This is a genomic window from Citrobacter sp. Ca225 (genome assembly GCF_030337175.1).
Lineage (GTDB): Bacteria > Pseudomonadota > Gammaproteobacteria > Enterobacterales > Enterobacteriaceae > Citrobacter_A > Citrobacter_A amalonaticus.
The window spans coordinates 324,697-340,995 of record NZ_JAOWCD010000100.1 but is presented as its reverse complement, the minus strand read 5'-3'; the positions used below and the strand labels follow the sequence as shown (position 1 = coordinate 340,995).

Here is a 16,299-nt window from a genome sequence, read left to right as displayed (position 1 = left end):
CGGAGCCTTAATTAACCACAGCCTTAGCCAATTGTCATCAGGCTTGCGTTACCTCCGGCGGCTGCCGTGTTCACGCTTAACGAACGCTCGACGTACAGTCGCTCCAGCAGAATATTGCTTTCACCACGGGCGAAACCTTGTACCGAGACAATCGCGCCTTCACGGGCTGCTACCGCTTCACACAGGGCACGAAGCTGATCGGAATCGCCGTGGAAGATCACCGCATCAAAAGGCTGCGTTGTCAGGCTGTCGGTTTTCGCAAACGCAATGCGGGCAGAAACCGCTGCCGGCAGGCGTTTCGCCAGGTCACGGTGGAAAGCATCGTCAGTCCACAAAATCTGACTCCCGACCGAAGTGACGGCGGCAAGTTGCACCAGCGCATCCTGTTCATCATCCGCGATACACAGTACGCGCTCACGCGGTAACAGCGTCCAGGTGTTACGCTCCCCGGTAGGGCCAGGCAGCAGACGCTGCGTACCGGCCTGCGCCAGTTCGCCAAACTGTTGGCAAAGTTGACGTAACACAGGGCGATCGGCCGCCCACTCGCTGAGCGCTTCCAGCGGCTGGATCAGCGCGGCTTTCAACTGGGCGTCTACCGGATAGTCCACATCCTGACGCGCCAGAGTGATGGCCAGCGCATTTTCCGGACGATTTGCCAGCAGACGGTAGAGATAGAGCGGCCCACCGGCTTTTGGGCCGGTCCCCGAGAGTCCTTCGCCGCCGAACGGCTGTACGCCGACGACCGCCCCCACCATATTCCGGTTAACGTACAGGTTGCCTACGTGCGCCGAACCGGTGACCTGGGCAATGGTTTCATCAATACGGGTGTGGACGCCCAGCGTCAGACCGTAGCCGGAGGCGTTGATTTGGTCAATCAGCGCGTCCAGGTTGTTGCGGTTGTAGCGTACAACGTGCAGAACCGGACCAAAGACCTCTTTTTGCAGCTCGTCAATGCTTTCCAGTTCGATCAGCGTTGGCGCAACGAATGTACCGCTTTGCCATTCACGGACATCTTCACTGTTTTCACGCGCCGCCTGGAATACCGGACGACCTTTCGCCCGCATAGCCTGAATATGCTGTTCAATATTGGATTTGGCTTCACTGTCGATCACCGGACCGATATCGGTGGTCAGACGCCCCGGGTTGCCCATCCGGCATTCGGCCATCGCGCCGCGCAGCATTTTCAGCGTGTGGTCGGCGATATCATCCTGTAGACAGAGTATGCGCAGCGCGGAGCAGCGCTGTCCGGCGCTGTCAAATGCCGAGGACAGTACGTCGACCACCACCTGTTCGGTGAGGGCAGACGAGTCAACGATCATCGCGTTCATGCCGCCCGTTTCGGCGATCAGGGGAATCGGACGTCCCTGTGCATCCAGACGCGTCGCGATGTTACGTTGCAGCAGCGTCGCCACTTCGGTAGAACCGGTAAACATCACGCCGCGCACGCGGCTGTCGGCGGTCAATTGCGCGCCCACCGTTTCACCCCGGCCAGGCAGCAGTTGCACCACGCCCGGCGGTACGCCAGCTTCCAGCAAGATGGCAATGCCTTGGGCTGCGATAAGCGGCGTCTGTTCCGCGGGTTTTGCCAGTACGCTGTTGCCTGCAGCCAGCGCGGCGGCGATTTGTCCGCTGAAAATGGCCAGCGGGAAGTTCCACGGGCTGATGCAAACAACCGGACCGAGCGGGCGGTGGGTCTCATTATCAAAATCGTCACGCACCTGACCGGCGTAATAATGCAGGAAGTCTACTGCTTCACGCACTTCGGCAATGGCGTTGGCGAAGCTCTTACCGGCTTCACGCACCAGAATGCCGATCAGCTGTTGCATCTGGCCTTCCATCAACACGGCAGCGCGATGGAGGATGGCGGCACGTTCATGCGGCGGCGTCGCAAACCAGATAGGAGCATTGTTCACCGCGCTTTGCAGCGCCTGTTCGACTTCAGTTTCACTGGCTTCACGGACATAACCGACGATGTCTTTCGGTTCTGCCGGGTTGACCACCGGGCTCATTTCGCCCTCGGCAACCGGCGTCTCGAGCATCGGCAACGCTCGCCATTTTTGCAGCGCGCTGTTGAGCAGGGCAGAGGAGAGTGAGGCCAGACGATGTTCGTTGGAAAGATCCAGACCGGCAGAGTTTTCGCGCCCTTTGCCGTACAAATCGCGCGGCAGCGGAATTTTCGGATGCGGCAGACCGGTCTGACCTTCCTGCTGCGCCAGTTTTTCAACGGCCTCGACCGGATCGGCCACCAGTTCGTCCAGCGGCAGCGTGGTATCCGCGATACGGTTAACAAAGGAGGTGTTCGCCCCGTTTTCCAAGAGACGACGCACCAGGTACGCCAGCAGCGTTTCATGGGTGCCAACCGGTGCATAAATGCGGCACGGACGGTTAAGTTTGCCATCCGTCACTTTACCGGTGACCTGTTCGTACAGCGGCTCACCCATTCCGTGCAGGCACTGGAACTCATACTGACCTGGATAGTAGTTCTGCCCGGCCAGCTGATAAATGGCTGCCAGCGTATGGGCGTTGTGGGTCGCAAATTGTGGGTAGATCAAATTCGGTACGGCGAGCAGCTTTTTCGCGCAGGCGAGATAAGAGACATCGGTGTAGACCTTGCGCGTGTAAACCGGGTAGCCTTCCAGACCGTCCATCTGGGCGCGTTTGATCTCGCTATCCCAGTAGGCGCCTTTGACCAGGCGGATCATCAGACGGCGACGGCTGCGGGTGGCCAGATCGATCAGGTAATCGATGACGAACGGGCAACGTTTCTGGTACGCCTGAATGACGAAACCAATACCGTTCCAGCCAGCCAGTTCAGGTTCAAAACACAGTTTTTCCAGCAGATCGAGGGAGATCTCCAGACGGTCGGCCTCTTCGGCATCGATATTGATGCCGATATCATACTGGCGCGCCAGCAGCGTCAACGACTTCAGGCGCGGATAGAGCTCTTCCATCACACGATCGTACTGGGCACGGCTATAACGCGGGTGCAGGGCGGAGAGCTTGATAGAGATCCCCGGACCTTCATAAATCCCGCGTCCGTTCGACGCTTTACCAATCGCATGAATCGCCTGCTGATAGGAGACCATATAGGCCTGCGCATCAGCTGCGGTCAGCGCGGCTTCACCCAGCATATCGTAGGAGTAGCGGAAGCCTTTTTCTTCCAGCTTACGGGCATTCGCCAGCGCTTCGGCAATGGTTTCTCCGGTCACGAACTGTTCGCCCATCAGACGCATCGCCATATCGACGCCTTTACGGATCAGCGGCTCACCGCTCTTACCGATAATGCGGTTCAGAGAGCGAGAAAGGCTGGCTTCGTTATGGGTGGAGACCAGACGACCGGTGAACAGCAGACCCCAGGTCGCCGCGTTGACGAACAACGACGGACTACGACCAATGTGCGACTGCCAGTTACCGTTGCTGATTTTGTCGCGGATTAAGGCATCGCGCGTGGCTTTATCCGGAATACGCAGCAGCGCTTCCGCCAGACACATCAGCGCCACCCCTTCCTGCGAAGAGAGAGAAAACTCCTGCAGCAAGCCTTGCACCATACCGGCACGGCCGCTGGCTGTTTTCTGATTACGCAGTTTATCCGCCAGTTGGTAAGCCAGCTTATGGGCCTGTTCGGCTACCGGCTGCGGCAGACGCGCCTGTTCCATCAGCATCGAGACCGCGTCAGTTTCAGAGCGACGATACGCGGCGGTAATGGCGGAACGCGAGACCGACTGTGGGAGGATCTGCTCGGCAAATTCCAGGAAAGGTTGATGGATCTCTTCCTGCGGTGCCGTGGATTCATCGCCTTCGTTGGCGGCTCCGGCCAATAGCGCAGGAATTTCTGGCAGCGTGTCATCGTTTTCCAGTTTTTCCAGGTAATTAAAGATTGCCTGCTTAATCAACCAGTGCGGGGTGCGATCAATTCGCGTTGCCGCTGACTTAATGCGCTCGCGCGTTGCGTCATCCAGTTTAACCCCCATCGTGGTGGTTCCCATGCCATCTGCTCCTGTTGTTCGGTGAGGTACTGCTTATCGTTATCGAGAAATATCTACTATGTTGCAACTTTGTGCAACCACGTTAAATGTGACCTGTATAACAAGCTTAAAAATGAATGAAATGTTAATAAAAGAAAGATGTATGACGTTGGGAAAAATAATAACGCTATCTTTTTCTCTGCGGCAGTTAACACTTTTAAAAGGTGCAACCGCGAAAAATGTGAGAGAGTGCAACCTGCCAGAAAATAGTGTTCATCTGCATTTAAATTTGATGTAAATGATGTGTTAAATCGATTGTGAATAAACCGCGCTTCCGGCAGGATACGGTCGCCCGGGAAATACAACAGGCTTTGCCACGTTCCGGCAGAGCAATAAAACAGAAGAGTCTGGAGATTTTATGGCAATTAGCACACCGATGCTGGTGACGTTCTGTGTCTATATTTTTGGCATGATACTGATTGGTTTTATCGCCTGGCGTTCAACCAAGAACTTTGATGATTATATTTTGGGGGGCCGCAGTCTCGGGCCATTTGTCACCGCATTATCTGCGGGCGCGTCGGATATGAGCGGCTGGCTGCTGATGGGCTTACCGGGCGCGATTTTCATTTCCGGGATTTCAGAAAGCTGGATTGCCATCGGCCTGACGTTAGGGGCGTGGATCAACTGGAAGCTGGTGGCCGGGCGCCTTCGCGTGCACACCGAACATAATAATAACGCCCTGACGCTGCCGGACTACTTCACCGGGCGCTTTGAAGACAAGAGCCGGGTTCTGCGCATTATCTCCGCGCTGGTAATTCTGCTGTTCTTCACTATTTATTGTGCATCCGGCATCGTGGCAGGGGCGCGTCTGTTTGAAAGCACCTTTGGCATGAGCTACGAAACCGCACTGTGGGCAGGCGCGGCGGCCACCATCCTCTATACCTTTATTGGCGGATTCCTCGCGGTAAGCTGGACGGATACCGTACAAGCCAGTCTGATGATTTTTGCACTGATCCTGACGCCGGTGATTGTCATCATCAGCGTTGGGGGCTTTGGCGATTCGCTGGAAGTCATTAAACAGAAGAGCATTGAGAACGTTGATATGCTCAAAGGGCTGAATTTCGTCGCCATCATTTCCCTGATGGGCTGGGGCCTGGGCTACTTCGGTCAGCCACACATTCTGGCACGTTTTATGGCGGCGGATTCCCACCACAGCATCGTTCATGCCCGCCGTATCAGCATGGCCTGGATGATCCTCTGTCTGGCAGGCGCGGTCGCGGTCGGTTTCTTCGGCATCGCTTACTTCAACAACAATCCGGCGCTGGCGGGGTCGGTGAATCAGAACGCGGAGCGCGTGTTCATCGAACTGGCGCAAATCCTGTTTAACCCGTGGATTGCCGGTATCCTGCTGTCTGCGATTCTCGCGGCGGTAATGTCAACGCTCAGCTGTCAGTTGCTGGTATGCTCCAGCGCCATTACCGAAGATCTGTACAAAGCGTTCCTGCGCAAAGGTGCCAGCCAACAGGAGCTGGTTTGGGTAGGGCGCATTATGGTGCTGGTGGTCGCGCTGGTGGCGATTGCCCTGGCGGCGAACCCGGATAACCGGGTGCTGGGTCTGGTGAGCTACGCCTGGGCTGGTTTCGGCGCCGCGTTTGGTCCGGTGGTACTGTTCTCGGTGATGTGGTCGCGTATGACTCGCAACGGCGCACTGGCCGGGATGATTATCGGTGCCGTGACGGTGATCGTCTGGAAACATTTCGGTTGGCTGGATCTGTACGAAATCATTCCGGGCTTTATCTTCGGCAGCGTCGGTATCGTCGTCTTCAGTCTGTTGGGTAAAGCGCCATCATCGGCGATGCTCAAACGCTTTGCTGAGGCTGACGCGCACTATCATTCCGCACCGCCATCGCGTTTGCAGGAAGGCTAACGTCTCAGTTCACTGACTAATCAGGCCCGCTTCGTGCGGGCTTTTTTGTCTTTTTCAGCTATCGCTTCCTGCCACAATCATTAACCCGCTAAGTGTTTACATTCTGACATCATTATCATTACATTCTGCTTGAGTTTTCTCTTGCCGTAATGATAATCACTATCACTGTAATTTACCTTTCTTTGCATCAGTTGACTAAGAATAACGTTTAAGGGTGTCTGGCATGTTTGTTCCGTTTCTAATTATGTTGCGTGAAGGGCTGGAAGCCGCGCTGATAGTCAGCCTGATTGCCAGCTATCTGAAGCGTACCCAACGAGGCCGTTGGATTGGCGTGATGTGGATTGGTGTATTTCTGGCGGCGGCGCTGTGTCTGGGCCTTGGGATCTTCATCAACGAGACCACCGGTGAGTTTCCGCAGAAGGAGCAGGAACTGTTTGAGGGTATCGTTGCGGTGATTGCTGTGGTGATCCTCACCTGGATGGTGTTCTGGATGCGTAAGGTTTCGCGCAACGTCAAAGTCCAACTGGAGCAGGCGGTCGACAGCGCATTACAGCGCGGTAATCACCACGGCTGGGCACTGATCATGATGGTCTTTTTCGCCGTGGCGCGTGAAGGGCTGGAATCCGTTTTTTTCCTGCTGGCGGCCTTTCAACAGGATGTCGGGATCTGGCCGCCGGTGGGGGCCATGATGGGGCTGGCGACTGCGATTGTTCTCGGTTTCTTACTCTACTGGGGCGGTATCCGTCTGAACCTGGGCGCTTTCTTTAAGTGGACCAGCCTGTTCATTTTGCTGGTGGCGGCCGGTCTTGCTGCAGGCGCGATTCGCGCCTTCCACGAAGCAGGATTGTGGAATCACTTCCAGGACGTGGCATTTGATATGAGCGCTATTCTTTCGACGCACTCGCTGTTTGGCACTTTGATGGAAGGCATTTTTGGCTACCAGGAAGCTCCGAGCGTCAGTGAAGTTGCGGTCTGGTTTATCTATCTGATACCGGCGCTGGTGGTGTTTGCATTGCCGCTGCGCACAGGCACAACCGCGTCCCGCGCAGCGCCTTGACGCTTCGCGACGCAAACTATTATGTAGTTACAACATACTTATTTAAAGGGATGGTCATGACGAATCACTTTCGCCGTAGTGCGCTGCAGCTTGGCATGGCTGCACTGTTTGCTTCTGCTTTTACTGCCCATGCTGCGGATATTCCGCAGGTTAACGTCACGGTAACGGATAAACAATGTGAGCCGATGAGCATTACGGTTAATGCCGGCAAAACCCAGTTCATCATTCAAAACCACAGTCAGAAAGCGCTGGAATGGGAGATCCTGAAGGGGGTGATGGTGGTTGAAGAACGCGAAAACATCGCGCCGGGATTCAGCCAGAAGATGACTGCCAATCTGCAACCGGGCGAATATGACATGACCTGTGGCCTGCTGACTAACCCGAAAGGGAAGTTGATTGTTAAGGGCAGCGCGACGGCTGATGCCGCGCAGAGTGACACTTTGCTGAGTCTGGGTGGCGCTATCACCAACTATAAAGCCTATGTGACCGAAGAGACCGCGCAGCTGGTGGCGGGAACTAAAGCCTTCACCGATGCCATTAAGGCGGGCGATCTGGAGAAAGCGAAGTCACTGTATGCGCCAACCCGTCAGCATTACGAACGTATCGAGCCGATTGCTGAGCTGTTCTCCGATCTTGACGGCAGCATCGATGCCCGTGAAGACGATTACGAACAGAAAGCCGCCGACCCGAAATTTACCGGCTTCCACCGTCTGGAAAAAGCGCTGTTTGGCGATAACTCGGTCAAAGGGATGGAGAACTACGCCGATCAGTTAAATACCGACGTTCTGGATCTGCAAAAACGCATCAGTGAACTGGCATTCCCACCGTCAAAAGTGGTTGGCGGTGCAGCAGGACTGATTGAAGAAGTGGCGGCCAGTAAAATCAGCGGCGAGGAAGATCGCTACAGCCATACCGATCTGTGGGATTTCCAGGCGAACGTTGACGGAGCGCAGAAGATCGTAAACCTGCTGCGTCCGCAACTGCAAAAAGAGAACAGCGAGCTGTTAGCAAAAGTGGATGCGAACTTCAAAAAAGTGGATACCATCCTCGCGAAATATCGCACCAAAGACGGTTTTGAGACTTACGATAAACTGACCGATGCAGATCGCAACGCGCTGAAAGGCCCGATTACGACGCTGGCGGAAGATCTCGCGCAATTACGCGGTGTACTGGGTCTGGATTAAGCACCATGCAGCATGATAATAAAAACGGCGTGAGCGAACCGTCACGCAGACGTTTGTTGAAAGGAATGGGCGCGCTCGGCGGCGCGCTGGCGTTGGCCGGCGGTTGTCCGGTCGCCCATGCGCAAAAGCCGCAAAGCGCGCCGGGAACCTTGTCGCCGGATGCTCGTAGCGAGACTCAGCCTTTTTACGGTCCCCATCAGGCGGGTATTTTGACGCCGCAGCAGGCTTCAATGATGCTGGTGGCATTTGACGTTCTGGCATCGGATAAAGGTGAGCTCGAACGATTGTTTCGCCTGCTGACGAAACGTATTGCTTTCCTGACCACTGGCGGCCCGGCACCGGAAACGCCGAACCCGCGTATGCCACCAATGGACTCCGGGATCCTCGGCGCCTTCATCGCGCCGGATAACCTGACCATGACGCTGTCGGTGGGGCATTCTCTGTTCGATACGCGCTTTGGCCTACAGGCGCAGATGCCAAAGACGTTGCAGAAAATGACCCGTTTCCCGAATGACTCTCTGGATGCGGCGTTATGCCATGGCGATGTGTTGCTACAGATTTGCGCAAACACCCAGGACACGGTGATCCATGCCCTGCGCGATATCATCAAACATACGCCGGATTTGCTGAGCGTTCGCTGGAAGCGAGAAGGGTTTATATCCGACCATGCGGCGCGCAGTAAGGGTAAAGAGACTCCGGTCAATTTACTGGGCTTTAAAGACGGTACGGCGAATCCGGACAGCAGCGATGTAAAGCTGATGCAGGACGTGGTGTGGGTGACGGCGGAGCAGGGGGAACCGGCGTGGGCCATTGGCGGATCTTATCAGGCTGTTCGTCTGATTCAGTTTCGCGTCGAATTCTGGGATCGCACGCCGCTCAAAGAGCAGCAAACCATTTTTGGCCGCGATAAGCACACCGGCGCTCCGTTGGGGATGCAGCACGAACATGATGTGCCGGATTACGCCAGCGACCCGGACGGCAACGTCATTGCGCTGGACAGCCACATTCGTCTGGCGAATCCACGCACGGCGCAGACGCAGTCGAGCCTGATGATGCGTCGTGGATACAGCTACTCCCTTGGCGTGACGCCATCCGGACAGCTTGATATGGGATTGCTGTTTGTCTGCTATCAACACGACCTGGAAAAAGGGTTCCTGACCGTGCAGAAGCGGCTAAACGGCGAAGCGCTGGAAGAGTACGTTAAGCCGATTGGCGGCGGCTATTTCTTCGCGCTACCGGGAATCAAGCAGGCCGATCGCTATCTGGGCCAGTCTCTGCTTGAAGCCTGAAAGTGATACCCCGTCTGTGGGCGGGGTATGTTGCGTCTCACGCGGCTGAAAATATTCTTTTTTTATATGATCCGTTTTTTGAAATAATTTTGTAATATCTCCGTAAGAGACTGTTGCCAACAGAAATGAGAATTTAGTTAACGTCAGGTAAAAATATTGTTGCGTTATTGCTAAGTTCTGATGTAATTATACGTAATAGCGGTAGTTCCCGGCAGTGATGGTTATTCACTATGGAGATCGCGAATGGTAAAGTCCTCTCGTGGACACGTTTCTGACAGTTTTTGCAGCCTATTACGCGGAAGTCTCTCCTCCGGTAGCCATCTCGTCACCGCTAAATTTCTCTCATTTTCCCCTCTTCTTCGTGTTACTGACGCCATATTCGGTGCGCGTAGCCGTGTGTGGCGTCTATTCGAAAGGCAAGCAATGGCTTACAAGGAAGCCAACCCGCAGATGTTCGTGCGCATAATCGCGCTGCCAACGGCGCGTGTGATGAATACCAACAACTCAAGGTGCTATCCATGGGAAGACAAAAAGCAGTGATCAAAGCTCGTCGTGAAGCAAAACGTGTGCTGAGACGGGACTCACGCAGTCATAAACAGCGTGAAGAAGAATCGGTCACCTCGCTTGTGCAGATGAGTGGCGTAGAAGCGATTGGCATGGCGCGCGACAGTCGCGACGCCACGCCAATCATGGCGCGCAATGAGGCTCAATCGCACTACCTGAATGCTATCGAGAGTAAACAACTGATTTTCGCTACGGGCGAAGCCGGGTGTGGTAAAACCTGGATCAGTGCGGCAAAAGCAGCAGAGGCCCTGATACATAAAGATGTAGACAGGATCATTGTCACCCGTCCAGTTCTGCAGGCTGATGAAGATCTCGGCTTCTTACCTGGAGATGTATCGGAGAAGTTTGCTCCCTATTTCCGGCCGGTTTATGACGTGCTGGTTAAACGACTCGGGGCATCTTTTATGCAGTATTGCCTGCGACCTGAAATCGGTAAGGTGGAAATCGCGCCGTTCGCCTACATGCGCGGACGTACATTTGAAAATGCAGTGGTCATTCTTGACGAGGCTCAGAACGTCACTGCTGCGCAAATGAAGATGTTCTTAACGCGCCTCGGGGAGAATGTGACGGTTATCGTCAACGGGGACATTACCCAGTGCGATTTACCCCCTCATGTTCAGTCAGGGCTCAGTGACGCGCTGGCCCGCTTTAAAGAAGATGAAATGATAGGGATTGTTCGCTTCAATAAAGATGATTGCGTTCGCTCGGCGCTCTGCCAACGAACGCTGAATGCGTACAGTTAAGTTAGCAATCTTTGCGCTCAGAGCCCGGGAAAACCGGGCTTTGTTTTTTAGGCGAATGTCACATAGGGTGGTGAGGGGGGGATTGACTCGCTTCGCTCGCCCTGCGGGCGTCATGGCCTGCGGCCATTCCGTCCAACGGGCTGCGCCCGTTGTCGACCCCCGGTCGGGGATTCTCATCCCCCCATTGAGGAATATAAAAGAAAAGAGCCGATACATAAGTACCGGCTCTCATCTGAAATATGGCGGTGAGGGGGGGATTGACTCGCTTCGCTCGCCCTGCGGGCGTCATGGCCTGCGGCCATTCCGTCCAACGGGCTGCGCCCGTTGTCGACCCCCGGTCGGGGATTCTCATCCCCCCCATTGGGGAATATAAAAGAAAAGAGCCGATACATAAGTACCGGCTCTCATCTGAAATATGGCGGTGAGGGGGGGATTGACTCGCTTCGCTCGCCCTGCGGGCGTCATGGCCTGCGGCCATTCCGTCCAACGGGCTGCGCCCGTTGTCGACCCCGGTCGGGGATTCTCATCCCCCCCATTGAGGAATATAAAAGAAAAGAGCCGATACATAAGTACCGGCTCTTATCTGAAATATGGCGGTGAGGGGGGGATTCGAACCCCCGATACGTTGCCGTATACACACTTTCCAGGCGTGCTCCTTCAGCCACTCGGACACCTCACCATATTGTTGTTCCTCAACGACTGGAACGGGCGCTAATTTAGGGAAATACGCCGCCTGCGTCAATCAACTTTTCCAAAAAATCGTGCGTTTATACAAACTTCAAGCAACCTGTAGGTTAATTAGGCGAAAACTGCTTTTTTTGCCAGCGCCAGCGAATTTGCTATGCTGATGATCCCTTTGAAAACGATGATAATAAGTGCGAAAAATTCCGCACAACAACCCGCAGGAGTCAATATGGATATCATTTTCTATCACCCTACGTTTGATACCCCCTGGTGGATCGCTGCCCTGGAAAAGGCTATTCCGGGTGCCAGAGTCCGGGAGTGGAAGCAGGGCGATACCGATCCGGCAGATTATGCGCTGGTCTGGCATCCACCGGTAGAAATGTTGGAAGGGCGTAAACTGAAGGCGGTGTTCGCACTTGGGGCGGGTGTAGATTCGATCCTGAGCAAACTGAAAGCCCATCCCACGATGCTGGATCCCGCCATTCCTCTCTTTCGTCTCGAAGATACTGGTATGGGCTTGCAGATGCAGGAATACGCGGTCAGTCAGGTGCTGCACTGGTTCCGCCGTTTTGATGATTACCAGGCGCTGAAAAACGAGAGCCAATGGCGACCGCTGCCGGAATATACGCGCGAGACGTTTACCGTGGGAATCATGGGCGCTGGCGTACTGGGCGCGAAAGTGGCTGAAAGTTTGCAGGCCTGGGGTTTCCCGCTGCGCTGCTGGAGTCGCAGTCGTAAAACCTGGCCTGGCGTTGAGAGTTTCGCTGGCACTGAAGAGTTAGGCGCATTCCTTAGCCAGACTCGCGTGTTGATAAATCTGCTGCCCAATACGGCGGAAACGGTCGGCATTATCAATGGCAAACTGCTTGACCAACTGCAGGATGGGGCGTATCTGCTGAATCTCGCGCGTGGCGTGCACGTTAATGAAGATGATCTGCTCGCCGCACTGAACAGTAATAAACTCAAAGGGGCGATGCTGGATGTCTTCAGCCGTGAACCGCTGCCTGTGGATAGTCCGCTGTGGAAACATCCGCGTGTGGCGATGACGCCGCACATTGCGGCAGTCACGCGTCCTGCTGAAGCCGTCGCCTATATTTCCCGCACGATTTCGCATCTGGAAAACGGCGAAGCGGTGACCGGGCAGGTCGACCGTCAGCGCGGTTACTAAGGGAAACCCGGCATCTGCCGGGTTTCGACTAATAAACGCAGGCGATTCCTGCTATCCTTGTCGAAAAATGACCACAGGAGAGAGACATGTATCCCGTTGACCTGCATATGCATACCGTCGCCAGCACCCATGCTTATAGTACTCTGAGCGATTACATCGCCCAGGCGAAGCGTCAGGGACTGAAACTGTTCGCAATTACCGATCACGGTCCGGACATGGCGGATGCTCCACACCACTGGCATTTCATCAATATGCGTATCTGGCCGCGCGTGGTGGATGGGGTCGGGATCCTGCGAGGCATTGAGGCAAATATCAAAAATATCGAAGGTGAAATCGACTGCACCGGGCCGATGCTCACCTCACTGGATCTGATCATCGCGGGCTTCCATGAGCCGGTTTTCGCCCCCCACGATGAAGCCACCAATACGCAGGCGATGATCGCCACCATGGCGAGCGGCGTTGTGCATATCATTAGCCACCCTGGAAACCCGAAGTATCCCGTTGATATCACGGCAATTGCCGAGGCTGCGGCAAAATACAATGTTGCACTGGAGATTAACAACTCTTCCTTCCTTCATTCACGCAAAGGCAGTGAAGCAAACTGTCGCGCGGTAGCGGCAGCGGTACGTGATGCTGGCGGCTGGGTGGCGTTGGGCTCAGATTCTCATACCGCCTTTACAATGGGCGATTTCGGTGAGTGTCTGAAAATTATCGAAGAGGTGAATTTCCCGGAAGATCGTATTTTGAACGTGACCCCGAAGCGATTACTCAATTTCCTGGAATCACGCGGAATGGCGCCGATTCCTGAATTTGCTGAACTTTAACTACCACGAGCTGGAATATTTTGATGAACGAGTTTTCAATCCTGTGCCGCGTACTGGGATCGCTGTATTACCGTCAACCGCAGGATCCTTTGCTGGTTCCGCTTTTTACCCTGATTCGCGAGGGTAAACTCCAGGCGAGCTGGCCGCTTGAGCAAGATGAACTGTTAGCGCGTCTGCAGAAAAGCTGTGATATGACCCCGTTGGCGGCGGATTACAACGCGCTGTTTGTCGGTGCGGAGTGCGCGGTGCCACCGTATCGCAGCGCGTGGGTGGAAGGGGCGACAGAATCAGAAGTGCGCTCCTTCCTTTCTGCACGGGGTATGCCGCTTGGCGAAACGCCAGCCGATCATATTGGTACGTTGCTGCTGGCCGCCTCCTGGCTGGAAGATCAGTCTGCGGAGGATGAAAGCGAGGCGCAGGAAACTCTGTTCGCGGACTACATCATTCCGTGGTGTGATACCTTCCTCGGTAAAGTGGAAGCGCACGCCGCAACCCCTTTCTGGCGAACGATGGCGCCGTTAACACGCGATGCCATTGGCGCGATGTGGGATGAACTGGAAGAAGAGACTGATGAATAATTGTGATACGCATCACTTTTGTATGCAACTTGATTCAATCATTGCATAAATTGTGTGCGTGATCTCATTCATATTGTCGTTTTCTGCTATCATGCGCGGCATGAACATACTTCTTTCCATTGCAATCACAACGGGCATTCTCTCCGGTATCTGGGGATGGGTGGCCGTGTCTCTTGGCTTACTCAGTTGGGCTGGCTTTTTAGGCTGTACCGCCTATTTCGCCTGTCCGCAGGGTGGGTTAAAGGGGTTGGCCATTTCGGCCTCCACGCTGTTGAGCGGCGTGGTGTGGGCGTTGGTCATTATTTACGGTAGCGCGTTGACGCCGCATCTCGAACTGGTGGGTTATGTGATTACCGGCGTGGTGGCCTTCCTGATGTGTATCCAGGCAAAGCAAGTTTTACTGTCATTTGTGCCAGGCACATTTATCGGTGCATGCGCCACGTTTGCCGAGCAGGGGGACTGGAAGCTGGTCTTGCCTTCACTGGCGGTCGGTTTGCTCTTTGGCTATGCCATGAAAAATAGTGGACTGTGGCTGGCGGCCCGACGAGAAAGACACAGTACGCGAACCGTTGCGGAAAATAAAAAAGCGTGAGGAAATCCTCACGCTTTTTTTTATCCTGATCATCAGGATTCCGGCGGTACCGACATATGACGATATTTCACCAGAATGTCGTTCTGGCGATCGGCTTTATTCTGCAAATCCCACAACCCACGATCGATACCATCGTTGATGAGGAAGATGACGCCCGTCTCAATGGCGGACATCAGGCACAACATCACCGGTTCGTTGGAGGTGTAGCCAATTTCACCTTCCAACAGTCTCTGATAATCGATAAAGCGGAACACCCCAGCCTGCACTTCATAAGACAGAATGGTTTTACTGGTGTTGACCGAGGAGAGGATCTCACCGGTGCTGACGTTGACTACGCGCAGGTTCACAGCAATCTGGTCAAGCTGGTACTGCGTGTCTGCGCCGATACCGAAGTAACGCGCACCGACGCCGCCGGATTTCACGTTACTTTCGTAGCCGATAATCGACCCTTCAACCATGATGTTTGCCGCCGTCAGCGACTGTAGCGGGATTCGGTTGTTGATGGCGACAGTCCCGTTTTCCTGAGCGGCACGAATGATCTTACGTTCATTCAGCAAGTTTTGCAGTCCCTGGCGCTCCAGTGGAACAAACCAGCGGGAATCTTTCAGTGCGGTGACCAGCATCGCAGTGGCGCTTTGTGGGACGGCTGTTGAGAAGTTACTGGCCGGGTAGGGTTTAAACTGCCCGGTTTCATCCTGAATGTTATACACCGAGACAAAAATTTTGCCCGTTGGAATCGGTAAATGCGTTAAATCCTTATAACTTTGCGCACGGGGCATTAAGGTCGGTTTAGCGGCTTCTTTTGGCGGGGCGGTTAAGCATCCGCTCAGTAAAATGACGGCGACGAATACAAGTAAGCGCTGCATGATGATTGTCCTTACGTGGCGGTACTTAGAAATCGGTAGATTGCGACTGTAAACCCGACACTTCGATCGTCGATGTTTTGCCCGTTTTCCTGTCCGTGACGTTTAGCTGCAACTGACCATCCCGGTTAGCAATGTCCACAATGAAATCATTGGTCACCATCCTGCCGGGTTTCCCCGTGTTAATATTGGTCAACAGCCCACCTAATATTTGTGACTGAATGGCCTGAGTGAAGTTATCCAACGCGGAGGGAGTTTCAATTCCGTAATCGTCGTTATAACTGGGATCTTTATAAGAGTTTTGCGCCTGGGCGCTATTCAGTAAAAAAGAACCGTTATTGGGATTTCCACCAAAATTAGGGTTACGGAACTGGAAGGTCATATTTCCGGCCCAACTTAATGGCGAAATAAGCATGAGTACTACTACTGCATGTTTGACACGCATTACAGCCTCCGGACAAAAATCACTTTTTAGAATTCGTCATGCGTTAAATCGCCGGTGCTCAATAGTGTTTTATCTATTTGCCGTCGGTTTAAGGCATCCTCAGTTTGTGCCAGCGCGAAGACAACAGTTTTTTCGAAGTCTCTTTTCGTTGGAAATAAAAAAGTCTGGAATATAACGTCCTGATTAACCGTTATTGTGATCCAACTTCCCCAACGTGCACTGGGTCGCTCATTGATGGTCAAATTGCCTGGATAATCACTTTCCCATTTGTCGCTAAACGCACGATAAAAATCGTGGCCAATAGACGAAACCGTGTGGTCAGTTAAGAGCCCAGGAACTTCAACTTCTACAGCCTGCGTCGTGCTGGCAGCGAACAGCAACTGCGCCGCTGCAAGCCAGGTTAAATAGCGTTTCAT

13 protein-coding genes, 1 tRNA gene and 2 other RNA genes are annotated in these 16,299 nt (G+C 54.1%); 9 read left to right on the top strand and 7 right to left on the bottom strand.

Annotated elements, in window-relative coordinates:
• Nucleotides 1–23: 23 nt before the first annotated feature.
• Nucleotides 24–3,986, bottom strand: coding sequence for a trifunctional transcriptional regulator/proline dehydrogenase/L-glutamate gamma-semialdehyde dehydrogenase (putA, locus tag OGW13_RS22370; protein ID WP_043001042.1), 3,963 nt, complete (start codon nt 3,984–3,986; stop codon nt 24–26).
• A gap of 397 nt (nt 3,987–4,383) precedes the next feature.
• Between putA and putP the strand changes: the two genes are divergently transcribed.
• The 5 genes from putP to phoH all read left to right on the top strand — a co-directional run bounded on the left by putP (nt 4,384) and on the right by phoH (nt 10,729).
• Entirely contained in the window at nt 4,384–5,892 is a 1,509-nt protein-coding gene (gene putP / locus OGW13_RS22365; protein ID WP_043001041.1) for a sodium/proline symporter PutP, read from the top strand.
• A 223-nt stretch (nt 5,893–6,115) separates the two neighbouring features.
• Nucleotides 6,116–6,949, top strand: a complete 834-nt coding sequence (gene efeU / locus OGW13_RS22360; RefSeq protein ID WP_054177330.1) for an iron uptake transporter permease EfeU — start codon at nt 6,116–6,118, stop codon at nt 6,947–6,949.
• 56 nt (nt 6,950–7,005) lie between these two features.
• Nucleotides 7,006–8,133 (top strand): iron uptake system protein EfeO, encoded by a 1,128-nt coding sequence (efeO, locus tag OGW13_RS22355; RefSeq protein WP_156595338.1) that lies wholly within the window; start codon nt 7,006–7,008, stop codon nt 8,131–8,133.
• A gap of 5 nt (nt 8,134–8,138) precedes the next feature.
• Nucleotides 8,139–9,422 carry an iron uptake transporter deferrochelatase/peroxidase subunit gene (efeB, locus tag OGW13_RS22350; RefSeq protein WP_043001038.1) on the top strand — a complete coding sequence of 428 codons (1,284 nt, stop codon included), beginning with the start codon at nt 8,139–8,141 and terminating at the stop codon, nt 9,420–9,422.
• A 518-nt stretch (nt 9,423–9,940) separates the two neighbouring features.
• On the top strand, nt 9,941–10,729 hold the full coding sequence (gene phoH / locus OGW13_RS22345) for a phosphate starvation-inducible protein PhoH (RefSeq protein WP_043001036.1): 789 nt from the start codon (nt 9,941–9,943) through the stop codon (nt 10,727–10,729).
• A 240-nt stretch (nt 10,730–10,969) separates the two neighbouring features.
• Here phoH and OGW13_RS22340 read toward each other — a convergent pair.
• The 3 genes from OGW13_RS22340 to OGW13_RS22330 form a co-directional block, all read right to left on the bottom strand.
• A non-coding RNA gene (locus tag OGW13_RS22340) (RtT sRNA) lies at nt 10,970–11,102 on the bottom strand.
• 43 nt (nt 11,103–11,145) lie between these two features.
• A non-coding RNA gene (locus tag OGW13_RS22335) (RtT sRNA) lies at nt 11,146–11,277 on the bottom strand.
• A gap of 43 nt (nt 11,278–11,320) precedes the next feature.
• Nucleotides 11,321–11,408 (bottom strand) — tRNA-Ser (locus OGW13_RS22330).
• Nucleotides 11,409–11,642: 234 nt separating this feature from the next.
• Here OGW13_RS22330 and ghrA point away from each other — a divergent pair.
• The 4 genes from ghrA to OGW13_RS22310 all read left to right on the top strand — a co-directional run bounded on the left by ghrA (nt 11,643) and on the right by OGW13_RS22310 (nt 14,575).
• A complete protein-coding gene (ghrA, locus tag OGW13_RS22325) occupies nt 11,643–12,581 on the top strand; it encodes a glyoxylate/hydroxypyruvate reductase GhrA (RefSeq protein ID WP_043001035.1) in 939 nt (312 codons plus the stop codon).
• A gap of 86 nt (nt 12,582–12,667) precedes the next feature.
• Entirely contained in the window at nt 12,668–13,405 is a 738-nt protein-coding gene (locus tag OGW13_RS22320) for a phosphatase (RefSeq protein WP_043001034.1), read from the top strand.
• A 23-nt stretch (nt 13,406–13,428) separates the two neighbouring features.
• Nucleotides 13,429–13,983, top strand: coding sequence for a TorD/DmsD family molecular chaperone (locus OGW13_RS22315; RefSeq protein WP_043001033.1), 555 nt, complete (start codon nt 13,429–13,431; stop codon nt 13,981–13,983).
• A 100-nt stretch (nt 13,984–14,083) separates the two neighbouring features.
• Nucleotides 14,084–14,575, top strand: a complete 492-nt coding sequence (locus OGW13_RS22310) for a DUF1097 domain-containing protein (RefSeq protein ID WP_287116489.1) — start codon at nt 14,084–14,086, stop codon at nt 14,573–14,575.
• A 32-nt stretch (nt 14,576–14,607) separates the two neighbouring features.
• Here OGW13_RS22310 and csgG read toward each other — a convergent pair whose 3' ends face one another.
• From csgG to csgE, 3 genes are read right to left on the bottom strand one after another with little or no spacing between them, the layout of a single operon-like run.
• A complete protein-coding gene (gene csgG / locus OGW13_RS22305; RefSeq protein WP_044258051.1) occupies nt 14,608–15,441 on the bottom strand; it encodes a curli production assembly/transport protein CsgG in 834 nt (277 codons plus the stop codon).
• A gap of 25 nt (nt 15,442–15,466) precedes the next feature.
• Nucleotides 15,467–15,883, bottom strand: coding sequence for a curli production assembly/transport protein CsgF (csgF, locus tag OGW13_RS22300; RefSeq protein ID WP_044258050.1), 417 nt, complete (start codon nt 15,881–15,883; stop codon nt 15,467–15,469).
• A gap of 26 nt (nt 15,884–15,909) precedes the next feature.
• Entirely contained in the window at nt 15,910–16,299 is a 390-nt protein-coding gene (gene csgE / locus OGW13_RS22295) for a curli production assembly/transport protein CsgE (protein WP_043001029.1), read from the bottom strand.

Coding starts and splice junctions, on each gene's coding strand:
- putA (WP_043001042.1), bottom strand. CDS start 3,986: ATGGGAACCACCACGATGGGGGTTAAACTGGATGACGCAACGCGCGAG.
- OGW13_RS22315 (WP_043001033.1), top strand. CDS start 13,429: ATGAACGAGTTTTCAATCCTGTGCCGCGTACTGGGATCGCTGTATTAC.
- ghrA (WP_043001035.1), top strand. CDS start 11,643: ATGGATATCATTTTCTATCACCCTACGTTTGATACCCCCTGGTGGATC.
- efeO (WP_156595338.1), top strand. CDS start 7,006: ATGACGAATCACTTTCGCCGTAGTGCGCTGCAGCTTGGCATGGCTGCA.
- csgF (WP_044258050.1), bottom strand. CDS start 15,883: ATGCGTGTCAAACATGCAGTAGTAGTACTCATGCTTATTTCGCCATTA.
- phoH (WP_043001036.1), top strand. CDS start 9,941: ATGGGAAGACAAAAAGCAGTGATCAAAGCTCGTCGTGAAGCAAAACGT.
- csgG (WP_044258051.1), bottom strand. CDS start 15,441: ATGCAGCGCTTACTTGTATTCGTCGCCGTCATTTTACTGAGCGGATGC.
- efeB (WP_043001038.1), top strand. CDS start 8,139: ATGCAGCATGATAATAAAAACGGCGTGAGCGAACCGTCACGCAGACGT.
- efeU (WP_054177330.1), top strand. CDS start 6,116: ATGTTTGTTCCGTTTCTAATTATGTTGCGTGAAGGGCTGGAAGCCGCG.
- OGW13_RS22310 (WP_287116489.1), top strand. CDS start 14,084: ATGAACATACTTCTTTCCATTGCAATCACAACGGGCATTCTCTCCGGT.
- putP (WP_043001041.1), top strand. CDS start 4,384: ATGGCAATTAGCACACCGATGCTGGTGACGTTCTGTGTCTATATTTTT.
- OGW13_RS22320 (WP_043001034.1), top strand. CDS start 12,668: ATGTATCCCGTTGACCTGCATATGCATACCGTCGCCAGCACCCATGCT.
- csgE (WP_043001029.1), bottom strand. CDS start 16,299: ATGAAACGCTATTTAACCTGGCTTGCAGCGGCGCAGTTGCTGTTCGCT.